Origin of the sequence: Mesorhizobium sp. PAMC28654, assembly GCF_020616515.1 — a bacterium.
Classification (GTDB): domain Bacteria; phylum Pseudomonadota; class Alphaproteobacteria; order Rhizobiales; family Rhizobiaceae; genus Mesorhizobium.
Genome location: NZ_CP085135.1, coordinates 2,939,738 through 2,952,211, shown reverse-complemented (window position 1 = coordinate 2,952,211; position 12,474 = coordinate 2,939,738). Strand labels below are relative to the sequence as shown.

Annotated in this window: 12 protein-coding genes; all 12 read left to right on the top strand. The window is 63.4% G+C overall.

Going from position 1 to position 12,474, the window contains the following annotated elements:
- Positions 1–109 precede the first annotated feature (109 nt).
- The gene (locus LGH82_RS14560; protein WP_413771469.1) at positions 110–1,600 is read left to right on the top strand and encodes a di-heme oxidoredictase family protein; all 1,491 of its coding nucleotides are present in this window, start codon (positions 110–112) and stop codon (positions 1,598–1,600) included.
- On the top strand, positions 1,600–2,679 hold the full coding sequence (locus LGH82_RS14555; protein WP_227349121.1) for an imelysin family protein: 1,080 nt from the start codon (positions 1,600–1,602) through the stop codon (positions 2,677–2,679). Before LGH82_RS14560 ends, LGH82_RS14555 begins: the two co-directional genes overlap by 1 nt.
- 85 nt (positions 2,680–2,764) lie before the next feature.
- A complete protein-coding gene (locus LGH82_RS14550; protein WP_227349120.1) occupies positions 2,765–3,871 on the top strand; it encodes a DUF1513 domain-containing protein in 1,107 nt (368 codons plus the stop codon).
- Between the two features lie 131 nt (positions 3,872–4,002).
- Complete coding sequence (gene tsaB, locus LGH82_RS14545; protein ID WP_227349119.1) at positions 4,003–4,680, top strand: tRNA (adenosine(37)-N6)-threonylcarbamoyltransferase complex dimerization subunit type 1 TsaB; 678 nt, start codon at positions 4,003–4,005, stop codon at positions 4,678–4,680.
- An 82-nt stretch (positions 4,681–4,762) separates the two neighbouring features.
- Positions 4,763–5,257 carry a ribosomal protein S18-alanine N-acetyltransferase gene (gene rimI, locus LGH82_RS14540; RefSeq protein ID WP_227349118.1) on the top strand — a complete coding sequence of 165 codons (495 nt, stop codon included), beginning with the start codon at positions 4,763–4,765 and terminating at the stop codon, positions 5,255–5,257.
- Positions 5,258–5,285: 28 nt separating this feature from the next.
- A complete protein-coding gene (locus tag LGH82_RS14535) occupies positions 5,286–6,086 on the top strand; it encodes a lysophospholipid acyltransferase family protein (RefSeq protein WP_227349117.1) in 801 nt (266 codons plus the stop codon).
- A 62-nt stretch (positions 6,087–6,148) separates the two neighbouring features.
- Positions 6,149–7,546: a tRNA (N6-isopentenyl adenosine(37)-C2)-methylthiotransferase MiaB gene (gene miaB / locus LGH82_RS14530; protein WP_227349116.1), complete on the top strand. Its 1,398-nt coding sequence runs from the start codon at positions 6,149–6,151 to the stop codon at positions 7,544–7,546.
- Between the two features lie 82 nt (positions 7,547–7,628).
- Positions 7,629–8,621 (top strand): PhoH family protein, encoded by a 993-nt coding sequence (locus tag LGH82_RS14525; protein WP_227349586.1) that lies wholly within the window; start codon positions 7,629–7,631, stop codon positions 8,619–8,621.
- 17 nt (positions 8,622–8,638) lie between these two features.
- Positions 8,639–9,145, top strand: coding sequence for an rRNA maturation RNase YbeY (gene ybeY / locus LGH82_RS14520; RefSeq protein ID WP_227349115.1), 507 nt, complete (start codon positions 8,639–8,641; stop codon positions 9,143–9,145).
- Positions 9,146–9,173: 28 nt separating this feature from the next.
- Positions 9,174–10,247: a hemolysin family protein gene (locus LGH82_RS14515; RefSeq protein WP_227349114.1), complete on the top strand. Its 1,074-nt coding sequence runs from the start codon at positions 9,174–9,176 to the stop codon at positions 10,245–10,247.
- Between the two features lie 17 nt (positions 10,248–10,264).
- Entirely contained in the window at positions 10,265–10,735 is a 471-nt protein-coding gene (locus LGH82_RS14510) for a VOC family protein (RefSeq protein ID WP_227349113.1), read from the top strand.
- Between the two features lie 104 nt (positions 10,736–10,839).
- Positions 10,840–12,429: an apolipoprotein N-acyltransferase gene (gene lnt, locus LGH82_RS14505; RefSeq protein ID WP_227349112.1), complete on the top strand. Its 1,590-nt coding sequence runs from the start codon at positions 10,840–10,842 to the stop codon at positions 12,427–12,429.
- Positions 12,430–12,474 lie beyond the last annotated feature (45 nt).

Genomic DNA, 12,474 nt, shown 5'->3' with positions numbered 1-12,474 from the left:
CTTAGAATTCTTGCGCCGCTTGCGGCTGGCCGAAACGCACGGCCTGCCGCCCCAGACAAGACCGCGACGGCAAGGTCCGTTTCGCGGTCTTTCGTTAGCGGTCATCGCCATGCTTTGCGCCCCGACATCGGCCGGCGCGCAAGAGCCGGCCGGTCTTCCGACAAGCCGCACCGACCTCAATCCCAAGGATCTGGCGCGCGTCATTGCCATCACCAGGCCAACGTCGGATTTTTCCAAGCCCGAACAATTCGAGCTGATGCAGGGCGGTGCTGGTACGTCGAGGAAAGACGTCAATCGCGATTCCTTCTCGCAATCCTCGGCCAATATCACCTTCGAGGAAGAGGGCACCTTCAAGCTCGGCAACGCCATTTTCCGCAAGAACTGGGTCTCGTCCCCGTCCTCTACCCAAGCCTCCGACGGGCTTGGCCCGCTGTTCAACGAACGTGCCTGCCAGAACTGTCATTTGAAGGACGGGCGCGGTCGTCCGCCGGAAGGCGATGGCGGCACCACGTCCATGTTCCTGCGGCTGGCGCGGCAAGCGAGCACTGCGGAGGAGAAGGCGCTGCTCGCCGATCACAAGGTGCTCAACTTCCCCGATCCGGTCTACGGCTCGCAATTGCAGGAACTGGCCGTTCCCGGTCTGCGCGGCGAAGGCCGCATGCGGGTCGAGTATCAGGAACAGAAGGTGACGCTCGGCGACGGCACCGTGGTCTCCTTGCGCAAGCCGGTCTATTCGGTCGAGGGCCTTGCTTATGGGCCACTCGACGCGCGCACCACGCTTTCACCGCGCATGACACCGCCGATGATCGGGCTGGGTCTCGTCGAGCAGATCGCGCCGACCGATATCCTCGCCCGTGCCGATCCCGAAGACCGGGACGGCGACGGCATTTCCGGCAGGCCAAACATCGTGCGTGACGGCATGACCGGCGAACTGACGCTCGGCCGCTTTGGCTGGAAGGCGCAGACGCCGTCGATCCGCGAGCAGTCGGCCGATGCCTTCGCCGGCAACATCGGTATCTCCACACCCGAAGTGCCCAGGCACTGGGGCGACTGCACCGAGGCGCAGAAGGATTGTCTTGTGATTCCGAACGGCGTGCAGGAGCGCCTCGGCCCGGTCGAGGCGCCACCGCCGGTCATGGACCTCGTCACTTTCTATTCGCAGAATCTTGCCGTTCCGGCGCGTCGCGATCTCGACAAGCCGGAGGTGCTCGCCGGCAAGAAACTGTTCTACGACATGGGCTGTACGTCCTGCCATACGCCGAAATTCGTCACCCGCCGCGGCACCCCCAACAAGGCACAGGCCTTCCAGTTGATCTGGCCCTATTCGGACTTCCTGCTACACGACATGGGCGAGGGGCTGGCGGATGGACAGCAGGTCGGCGAAGCGACGGGCAATGATTGGCGCACGCCGCCGCTCTGGGGCATAGGGCTGACCGAAACCGTCAACGGAAACGCATTTTTCCTGCATGACGGGCGGGCGCGCAATCTGACGGAGGCGGTCCTGTGGCATGGCGGGGAAGCGCGGAAGGCGCGTGACCGTTTTGCAGCCGCCAAGGCGGTCGACCGCGATGCGTTGATCAGGTTTCTGGAGTCGCTCTGATGTTGAGGCGTTCTGTGCTCGCTATCGCTCTGCCGCTGGTCTTGCTCGGCGCATGGCCGGCAGCCGCGGCGGTGAAGGCTACCGATGTAATCCAGCGGGCGGTTGATGGCTTCGTGCGCCCAGCCTATGCCAGCTTGCACGATCGCGCGGGCAAACTGACCAAGGCGATGCAGGCGCTTTGCAAGGCACCCTCGCAGGAAGACCTGGATGCCGCGCGCGCCGAATTCTCGACCACTGTGAAAGCCTGGTCCTCGGCGGAGATCATCCGCTTCGGGCCGATCGTCGAAAACAACCGTCTGGAGCGCATGCTGTTCTGGCCGGATCGCAAGAGCATTGGCCTGAAGCAGGTGCAGGCCGCCTTGTCCGACAAGGATTCGACCGCGACCGATGCCACCCAGCTTGCGGGCAAGAGCGTTGCCATGCAGGGGCTGGGGGCGCTGGAATTCGTGCTTTTCGGCGACGGTGCCGGGCAACTTGCCAGCAAGGAAGAGCCCTATCGCTGTGCTTATGGCGCGGCTGTCGCGGCCAACGTTGAAACGATGGCCGCCGACGTCAGCGCCGCCTGGAACAAGCCCGACGGTTTTGCCGCCCTTTGGGCCAATCCGGGTCCGAAGAACCCGCTCTACCGCGACGGCACGGAGGCGGTGACAGAGCTGGTGGGGGTCTTCATCAACGAGCTGAAAATGGTCCGAGACGTGCGCCTGAAAGGGTTTTTCGGCGCCAATCCCGGTGTCGATAAGCCGAAACAAGCCATCTATTGGCGCTCTGAAAACACGACCGCGTCGCTCGCCGGGAACCTCATGGGCGTCGATGCGCTGTTTCAGGCTTCGCAAATAGGCGACGCCTTGCCACCGGACACGCGCTGGATGGCTGAAACAATCCATATCCAGCTGGTCAACGGCATCGCCACGGCCAAGGCGGTCAAGGGGCCGATCGACAAGGCGCTCGCCGCGCCGGAGCAGCGCGAAAAACTCGAGCATTTCGCCCTGATTACATCCAGCCTGTCGACCCTGTTCGGCACCAGGCTGACCTCCGAATTCGGCCTGACCGCCGGCTTCTCGTCGCTCGACGGAGACTGAGCATGATCCCGAACCGAAGGACCGTGTTAGCGAAAAAGTGGGAGCCGGTTTTCGGAAAAGATCATGCTCAAGGAGAGATGCTGATTTGAGGACGCCGCTTATCGACCGCCGCGATTTCCTGAAGGCTGCCGGCGCCGGTTTCATCGCGGCCATGGCCCCTTCGGCCTGGGCCGGGACGCTGGCCGCCGACGCTGTCTTCGCCACCGCCTTCGTCAAACGCGACGGTAGCTATGGCGCGGCTGTCCTGTCCGAGGCCGGCAAGGTGCTGCACACGATCGACCTGCCCGATCGCGGTCACGATGTCACTTTCGATCCGGTTTCGAAACGCTCGGTCGTCTTTGCCCGGCAACCCGGTACCTTCGCGGTGGTGTTCGATCACACCGGCCGAGACGCGCCGCGGACAATCGCCAGCATTCCCGGCCGGCATTTCTTCGGCCATGGCGTGTTCTCCACCGACGGCGCCTTGCTCTATGCCACCGAGAACGACTTCGACAACGCCGCCGGTGTCGTTGGCATCTATGACGCACGTGCGCAATTCAGCCGTATCGGCGAATTCCCGACCTATGGAATGGGCTCGCACGAACTGCTGCTGCTTGGCGACGGCCGGACGCTGGCCATCGCCAATGGCGGCATCGAGACACATCCGGATTTCGGCCGCGCGGAACTCAACATGGCGACGATGAAGCCATCCTATGTGCTGGTCGACCGCGTCACCGGCGATCTGATCGAAAAGCACGAACTGCCGCCAAAGCTGCATCAGCTTTCGATTCGCCACATGGATGCCGATCAAACCGGAACGGTGTGGTTCGGCTGCCAGTACCGAGGGCCGGGCACCGATCGCCCGCTGCTCGTCGGGCGCGCCGTGCGCGGCAAGGATTTGCAACTGCTCGACATGCCGCAAGACGTGCTCTCCGGCTTCAGGAACTATATCGGCTCGGTCGCGGCCAATCCCGCCGCCAGCACGGTTGCGGTATCGTCGCCGGAAGGCAATTCGCTTGCGGTGATCGATGTGGCCAGCGGCCGCATCGTTACAAACAGCGCCCTCGTCGAAGTCTGCGGCCTGGCACCTGATGCAGCCGGTTTCCTGGCGACAACGGGTGCCGGTGAGATCGTGGGTCCTGGCGGCACGCATCGTTCCGAGCCGGACTATGTCTGGGACAATCACATGCTGCGGATTGAGCAGGCCGCATAGGCGGCTGGCTCGGACTGAAGCGAAGCCGCTTAACAATTTCCCCTTGCGGCGGCGAGCCATGGCGGGCACAGGGAAATCGACGAGAGCATGACCATCACTCGAACCTTTGTCTGTGATCAACCGGCCGCCTCATGAAGTTGCTTGCCATCGATTGTGCCGCCAGCCTCTGCGCCGCCTGCGTCTATGACGCCGAGGCGGGGCGCGAGCTCGGCCGTTCGGTGCTCGATCTCGGCAAGGGTCATGCCGAGCATCTGATGGCGGTCATCGAGGAGGCGCTGAAGATCAGCGCGACCAGCTACGCTGGCCTTGGCGCCATCGCCGTCTCTGTCGGCCCGGGTTCCTTCACTGGGTTACGAGTCGGTGTGTCGGCGGCGCGCGGGCTGGCGCTGGCGCTGAAAATTCCGGCAATAGGGGTGACCAGCCTGGAAGCATTGGCGGCGCAAGCGGCCGATGCATATCCCGGCCGCCCGGTGCTGTCAGCGCTCGATGCCGGGCGCGAGGAAATCCACGCCGCATTCTACGACGCGTCGATGGCCCTGGCCTTTGGTCCGGCCGTTACCACGCTTTCCGAAATTGTAGCGATCGCGACGGATCGCTCACCGGTTCTTGCCGGAACGGCCGCCGTGCAGATCGCGGATGCGACCGGACGTGCCTTCGACATCGGTCCGACGGCGGCTACCGCCGACATCGCAGTCTATGCAAGGCTGGCTGCCGCCAAGGGCGAGGGCGAAAGGCCGAAACCTCTCTATCTGCGCGGTGCGGACGCCAAGCCGCAGGCGGGTTTCATTCTAGCGCGGCTCAGACCATGATCCCGAACCAAAGGTCCGCGTCAGCGAAAAGTGGAAGCCGGTTTTCGCAAAAGATCATGGTCAAACTGGAAAACGATAATTGATGCGCATTCCCTTCCTCCAGCCGCGTCGCAGGGACTATGCGCTCGAGCCGCTGAGAATTGCCGATAGCCCGGCCATTTCCGCCTTGCATCGCGAGGATTTCGTGCGGCCCTGGACCGACGGCGAATTCGCCGCGCTGCTCGAACAGAATACGGTGTTTGGTTATGCCGCGCGCGAGACCGGGCAGGGCGCCAAGCCGCCGGTCGGTTTCGTGCTGGCGCGGCTGGCTGCTGGCGAGGGTGAGATCCTGACAGTCGCGGTGGCGCGCTCGCACCGCCGGCAGGGGCTTGGCTGGCAATTGATGGATGCCGTGCTGCGTGAACTGCATGGGCAACGCGCGGAGGCGCTTTTCCTCGAAGTAGACGAGACCAATGTGGCGGCTGTAGCGCTTTACCGGCGGCTGGGCTTCCGCGAGGTCGGCAAGCGCCCGAATTACTACAAGTCGCCTGAACACGGCCCGACTGGCGCGCTTGTCATGCGCCGCGATCTTCGCTAGCCAGAGCGCGGGACAGGGCTGCCGGCGGATGATCAAGAAAATCAGGATTTTCCTGGCGCTGGCCCTCGTTGTCGCCAGTTCCCTGGTTCTCGTGCCGCTGCAGATGCTGTCGATGAAGACCGGGCTCTGGCCCGAGACATTCATCCTCAAGATCTGGCACCGGATAATCCTCAGGGCTCTGGGCATGCGCGTTCATGTCAAGGGGACGCTGTCCAGCCAGCGCCCGTTGCTGGTCGCGGCAAATCATATCTCCTGGACCGACATCATGGTTCTCGGCTCCATGGTCGATGTGAAGTTCATCGCCAGGGCCGATATGGCCGGCTGGCCGTTGATCGGCATGTTGTCGAAGCTGCAGCGCACCGTCTTCATCGAGCGCGAGCGCAAGCGTTCGTCGGGTGAGCAGGCGAGTGAGATCGCCAACCGCATGGCCAAGGGCGATGCCATGGTGCTGTTCGCCGAAGGCTCGACGGCCGACGGCAACGTCGTCCTGCCGTTCAAGAGCACGCTGTTCGGCGCCGCCTCCATGGCGATTTCGGAAGGCGCGGCGCAAACCGTCTTCATCCAGCCGGTGGCGATCGTCTACACAAGGTTGCATGGCGTGCCGCTTGGCCGCCGGCACCGGCCGATTGCCGCCTGGATCGGCGATGAGGATCTGATGCCGCATCTCAAGGTATTGATGTCGGAGGGGGCTCTCGACGTCGAGGTTCACTTTGGCGAGCCAGTTGCCTTCTCCAAGGGTTCGAACCGCAAGGAAACCGCGAAACTGATGGAACGTGAGGTACGCGCAATGATGCAGGCCGCGCTCGCCGATCCTCGCCCAAGCCGTTAGCCCGGAGAGATCCGGCCAAAAGCGTCTGTTTTTTGTCATCGAAAGGCGTTAGAAGCCGCCAGATGGATTTGAACACGATAGAACGGGACGGCATCGACCCCACGGCAGCGCCGTCCGCGGCGATCAGGAAGGTCTTCATCAAGACCTATGGTTGCCAGATGAATGTCTACGATTCGCAGCGCATGACCGATGCGCTGGCGGCCGATGGTTATGCGGCGACCGATGTGATCGACGAAGCCGACTTGGTGTTGCTCAACACCTGCCATATCCGCAAGAAAGCCGCCGAAAAGGTCTATTCCGAACTCGGCCGTATCCGCGACATGAAAGCCGAGCGGGCCCTGGTGGGCCGCGATATGCTGATTGGCGTTGCCGGCTGCGTGGCGCAGGCGGAGGGAGCCGAGATCCTCAGGCGCTCGCCCTCCGTCGACCTGGTCATCGGCCCGCAGACTTATCACCGGCTTCCCGATGTGCTGGCGCGGGTGCGTGGTGGCGAAAAGATCGTCGAGACCGAATACGCTATCGAAGACAAGTTCGAGCACCTGCCGCACCCGAAGCGCGCCGAGGTCATCAAGCGCGGCGTGACCGCGTTCCTGACCGTGCAGGAAGGCTGCGACAAGTTCTGCACGTTCTGCGTCGTTCCCTATACGCGCGGCTCGGAAGTCTCGCGCCCGGTGGCACAGATCGTCGCCGAGGCGGAGCGCCTGGCCGAGGCCGGCGTGCGCGAGGTGACGCTGCTTGGCCAGAACGTCAATGCCTGGCATGGCAAGGGTGACAATAGCGAGGAATGGGGCCTTGGCCGCTTGCTGTTCCGGCTGGCCGAGATTCCCGGCCTTGCGCGGCTGCGCTACACCACCAGCCACCCGCGCGACATGGACGACGAACTGATTGCAGCGCATCGCGACCTGCCGGCGCTGATGCCCTATCTGCACCTGCCGGTACAGTCGGGCTCGGATCGTATCCTCAAGGCTATGAACCGCAGGCACACGGCCAGGGATTACCTGTCGCTGCTCGACCGCATCCGCGCGGCACGACCCGATATCGCGCTTTCGGGCGATTTCATCGTCGGCTTTCCCGGCGAGACCGAGGCCGATTTCGAAGCGACGATGCAACTTGTCCGCGATGTCGGCTACGCCTCGGCCTTCTCGTTCAAATACTCGCCGCGCCCCGGCACGCCGGGCGCCGACATGCCCGATCACGTGCCGGAGGCCGTCAAGGACGAACGTCTGCAGCGGCTGCAGGCGCTGCTTGTGAAGCAGCAGCAGGATTTCGGCTCGAGCCTGATCGGCAGGACCATCGATACGCTGATTGAGAAGCCGGGCCGTCAGGCCGGCCAGAAGGTCGGCCGCTCGCCTTGGCTGCAGCCGGTTATTGTTGATGAAAAGGCCGGTGAGATCGGCGACATTATCCAGGTGCGAATCACGAAGACGGGTTACAATAGCCTGTTCGCCGAATTGGCCTGAGGCCTCGGCAGATGAGGAGAGACGGTTGAGCGCTGCTGAAGTGAAGACCTTGCCCCCGAACCAGCAATCCGGGGCGTCGGATATGGCGCACATCGTACTGACCTTCGACAACAACAAGCTTGCCAGCGCCCTTTACGGACAGTTCGACGAGAATCTCGCCAGGCTCGAGCAGAAGCTTGGCGTCGATATCCGTTCGCGCGGCAATCAGTTGACCATCAAGGGCTCCGCCTCGGCCGCCGAGCAGGCACGCCGGGCGTTGGATAATCTCTATGGCATTCTCCAGAAGGGTGTGGATATCGGCCAGTCCGATGTCGACGGCGCCGTGCGCATGGCGATTGCCGCCGATGACCAGCTGACGCTGCCGACGCTGGAACGCAAGGGCAAGGTGTCCGCCGCCCAGATCGCCACGCGCAAGAAGACGATCTATGCCCGCTCGCTCAACCAGGACGCCTATATGCGCGCGCTGGAGCGGTCCGAGCTTGTTTTCGGCATCGGCCCGGCCGGCACCGGCAAGACCTATCTGGCGGTGGCGCATGCGGCGATGCTGCTGGAGCGCGGCATGGTCGAGCGCATCATCCTGTCGCGACCCGCCGTCGAGGCGGGTGAGCGGCTGGGTTTCCTGCCCGGCGACATGAAGGAGAAGGTCGATCCCTATCTGCGGCCGCTCTATGACGCGCTCTACGACATGATGCCGGCCGACAAGGTCGAGCGGGCCATTGCCGCCGAGGTCATCGAGATCGCGCCCCTGGCCTTCATGCGCGGCCGCACCCTGGCGCATGCCGCGGTCATCCTCGACGAGGCGCAGAACACCACGCCGATGCAGATGAAGATGTTCCTGACGCGTCTCGGCGAGAACTCGCGCATGATCGTCACCGGTGACCCCACCCAGATCGACCTTCCCTCGAACACCAAATCGGGCTTGGTCGAAGCGCTGCGTGTCCTGGACGGCGTGGCCGGCGCGGTGACCGTGCGGTTCAACGACGGCGATGTGGTCCGCCATCCGCTGGTGGCCGAAATCGTCCGGGCCTATGACCGGGACGCCAAGCTGGCGCGCGGCCTGGGCGCCGAGAGCTGATATGACGATGCGGCGTCATGCCTGAAAACACAAAGCCGGCCGACGGGGATTTTTCGGTTCCCGTCGACATCGATCTGATGCTCGAAGCGGGAAGCTGGCCGGATGAAGCCCGGCTCTCGCTGCTTGTCGACCGTGCCGTCGTTGCCGCCTTCGCCGAAACCGGTACGAAGGGGCATTCCGAACTCAGCATCGTTTTTTCCGACGATGCCCATATCCGTACCCTCAACGCCGACTGGCGCGGCAAGGACAAGCCCACCAACGTATTGTCTTTCCCCGCCTTTCCGCTCGCCAAGGGCGGTCCGTTGCCGCCGATGCTGGGCGATATCGTGCTGGCCGCCGAGACGGTCGCGCGCGAAGCGGCACTGGAAGACAAGCCGCTGGAGAACCATATCACCCACCTCGTTGTCCATGGCCTGCTGCATTTGATGGGCTATGATCACGAGACCGACGCCGAGGCGGAGGAGATGGAAGCCATTGAGCGTGCGGCGCTCGCAAGGCTTGCCATTCCTGATCCCTACGCGTAACTACGAAGACACAACCAACCGGACCACGATGAACGACAAACCTGAAACTGCCGCCCGCCCCGACGCCGGCAGTCCGACCAAGGCTTCCGATACGTCGGAAGAGGGATCAAGTCCGAGTACCATTTCCGGCAGCGTCGCCAGCGAGCACTCGCCTGCCGGGCCCTCTTTGTTCAACCGTATTGTCGGGCTGTTCAGGCAGCGCAATGGAACCAGCCTGCGCGAGGAAATCGCCGGTGCCCTTGCCGAGACGACCAGCGACGCCGAGTCCTTCTCGCCTGGCGAGCGCGCCATGCTCAACAACATCCTGCGCTTGCGCGAGGTGCGCGTCGAGGATGTCATGGTGCCGCGTGCCGACATCGAGGCGGTCGAGATCAACACGACGCTGGGTGACCTTCTCGGCGTGTTCGAGCAGTCCGGTCATTCCCGCATGCCCGTCTATTCCGAGACTCTCGACGACCCGCGCGGCATGGTCCACATCCGCGACGTGCTGGCGCACATCACCAAGATCGCCCGCGTCAAGAAGGGCAGGACGACACGCAAAGCGCCGGCCATCCCGCTTCTCGATCTCGCCCAGGTCGATCTCGCCCGCACGATCGGTGATTTGAACCTCATCCGCCCGGTGCTATTCGTCCCGCCGTCGATGCTTGCCTCCGATCTCATGGGGCGCATGCAGACGACGCGCACCCAGATGGCGCTGGTCATCGACGAATATGGCGGAACCGATGGTCTCGCCTCGCTCGAGGATATCGTCGAGATGGTCGTCGGCGACATCGAGGACGAGCATGACGAAGACGAGCCGATGATCACCCAGAGCGGCGACGGCGTGTTCGTGGTCGACGGCAAGGCCGAGATCGACGATGTCGCCAAGATGATCGGCGAGGAATTCGCGGCCGGCGAACATGGCGAATATGTCGACACGATCGGCGGCATGATCTTCAACACGCTTGGCCGCGTTCCGGCGCGCGGCGAAGTCGTTCAGGCCATACCCGGCTTCGAGTTCCACGTGCTCGACGCCGATCCGCGCCGCGTCAAGCGGGTGCGCATCGTGCACAGCCAGAAGGCGGAGCGCCGCCGGCGCGCCGCCCGCACCGAGCAGGCCTGAGAAACGTCGCCCGCCCGATGACGGTCGACGATCCGTTCAACCACGCAACCCTGGGTTCCGGGGTGTTCTACAAGGATCCCTGGGCCGCCTTGGCCTGGCTTGAGGCGGCTTTCGGCTTCGAGCGCAGCATGGTGGTCAGCGATCCCACCGGCAAGCTTGTTCATTCCGAGATGCGGTTCGGCGACAGCTATATCATCGTCGATTCCGAATGGGCGGATCATATCGCCAGTCCGGCATCGGTGGCGGGCAAGAACACGCAATCGGTCTATGTCCGCCTCAAGGATGGCCTGGACGCTCATTGCGAGCACGCCAGGGCCAAGGGCGCTGAGATCATCCAGGAGCCTGCCGACCAGTTCTACGGCGAACGTCAGTATCGGGCGCGGGATCACGAAGGCCATGTCTGGACCTTCACGCAGACCCACCGTTCCGTTTCGCGCGAGGAAGCTGAACGGCTCGGCGGCTTACGGATAGAGGGTTGGCATCGATAGGCGTGGTCACCGCTTCAGCGGCTTGTCGGTAGATAAGCCGCTATTTGGAGCACGGAGCGCGGCCTGTTAAATCTTGCTTCCTGATTCGCGACTCGGAAGTATGTATGGAGCGCCTTGCCGGCCGGATAATTCTGCTTTGGGGTTGGCGGCGCGCGCTCGTGGCGTTTCTCGCCGGGGCGCTGGCGGTTCTTGGCCAGGCACCCTACGATTTCTTCGCGGCCTGTTTCATCTCGTTTCCGCTTCTGGTCTGGCTTCTCGATGGAGCGACCAGCGAGGCTCCCGGCAGTCTATTCCGGCGCCTGCGGCCGGCATTCGCCGTGGGCTGGTGGTTCGGCTTCGGTTATTTTCTTGCCGGCCTTTGGTGGATAGGCTCGGCGCTTCTGGTCGAGGCGGACACCTTCGCCTGGGCCTTGCCGCTGGCGGTGGTCGGCATCCCGTTCGCGCTCGCTTTCTTCTATGGCTTCGCGGCAATGGTCGCCCGGCTGCTGTGGAGCAACGACATCGGCCGCATCGCTGCCCTTGGCTTCGCTTTCGGCCTGGCGGAATGGTTGCGTGGTTTCCTGTTCACTGGTTTTCCATGGAATGCCGTCGGCTACGCGGCCATGCCCGTGCCCCTGCTGATGCAGAGCGTGTCGGTGACCGGCATGATCGGCATGAATGCGCTCGCGGTCTTCGTCTTCGCGCTGCCGGCGCTGCTGGCGGCCCGCCGCCATCTTCGCCTCGGCGCGGCATTGCTCGTCGCGCTCGTCGCAGCTGATGTCGGCTTCGGTTACTTCCGCCTCAACGCCCCGGTCGAGCCGGCAACCAGCACAATCGATGTCCGCATCGTGCAGCCGGACGTCGATCTCTCGGAGAAGTGGGATGCCTCGGTGCGCGACCGTATCTTCGCCACCATGATGGGTCTTTCCGCCAAGGCGCCCGAGCCCGGCCACGCCAAGCCGCAGCTCATCCTGTGGCCGGAAACCTCGGTGCCGTTCCTGTTCACCGAACGTCCCGATGCGCTGACAGCGCTGGGCGAGATGCTCGCCGGCGGCCAGATGCTGATTGCGGGCATCGTTCGTGAGGAAGGCTCCTCGGTGAATGCCGACAGCCGCTACTACAATTCCGTGGTCGCGATCAATGACAAGGGAGAGATCGTCGACGCTGTCGATAAAGTCCATCTCGTGCCCTTTGGCGAGTATCTGCCTTTTTCCGGGCTGCTCGGCCGTTTCGGCCTTGACCAACTCGTTGCCGGGCCGACGAATTTCGCCGCCGGCAATGAACGGCATGCGATCACCGTGCCCGGCGGCATCCGCGCGCTGCCCTTTATTTGCTACGAGGTGATCTTTCCCGAACTGGTGGCAGTTGACGCTGCGTCAGCACAGCTTATTGTGAACGTCACAAATGACGCATGGTTTGGCGACACGCCGGGTCCGTACCAGCATTTCAGGCAGGCGCAGATTCGTGCGGTGGAAAACGGGCTGCCCCTTTTGCGCGCGGCTAACAACGGTATTTCCGCGGTTGTCGATCCACGCGGGCGCATCGTCGACGCATTGGCGATCGACGCGCGCGGAGCCATAGACGCACGTGTGCCGATTTCCGGGCAGGCTGTCATCTCCTCCGGTCAACGGCGCATTAACGGAACGCTGATCATGTTGTTGTTTGCCCTCTTCGCATGCGTGTCGAATGTAAGGCAAAGGCTACGGGCGAATTGACGTCGACACATTAGAAACTCATACTGTACCGCCTGAAATTTCTCG

Coding starts and splice junctions, on each gene's coding strand:
- LGH82_RS14560 (WP_413771469.1), top strand. CDS start 110: ATGCTTTGCGCCCCGACATCGGCCGGCGCGCAAGAGCCGGCCGGTCTT.
- LGH82_RS14555 (WP_227349121.1), top strand. CDS start 1,600: ATGTTGAGGCGTTCTGTGCTCGCTATCGCTCTGCCGCTGGTCTTGCTC.
- tsaB (WP_227349119.1), top strand. CDS start 4,003: ATGAAGTTGCTTGCCATCGATTGTGCCGCCAGCCTCTGCGCCGCCTGC.
- rimI (WP_227349118.1), top strand. CDS start 4,763: ATGCGCATTCCCTTCCTCCAGCCGCGTCGCAGGGACTATGCGCTCGAG.
- LGH82_RS14535 (WP_227349117.1), top strand. CDS start 5,286: ATGATCAAGAAAATCAGGATTTTCCTGGCGCTGGCCCTCGTTGTCGCC.
- miaB (WP_227349116.1), top strand. CDS start 6,149: ATGGATTTGAACACGATAGAACGGGACGGCATCGACCCCACGGCAGCG.
- LGH82_RS14525 (WP_227349586.1), top strand. CDS start 7,629: ATGGCGCACATCGTACTGACCTTCGACAACAACAAGCTTGCCAGCGCC.
- ybeY (WP_227349115.1), top strand. CDS start 8,639: ATGCCTGAAAACACAAAGCCGGCCGACGGGGATTTTTCGGTTCCCGTC.
- LGH82_RS14515 (WP_227349114.1), top strand. CDS start 9,174: ATGAACGACAAACCTGAAACTGCCGCCCGCCCCGACGCCGGCAGTCCG.
- LGH82_RS14510 (WP_227349113.1), top strand. CDS start 10,265: ATGACGGTCGACGATCCGTTCAACCACGCAACCCTGGGTTCCGGGGTG.
- lnt (WP_227349112.1), top strand. CDS start 10,840: ATGGAGCGCCTTGCCGGCCGGATAATTCTGCTTTGGGGTTGGCGGCGC.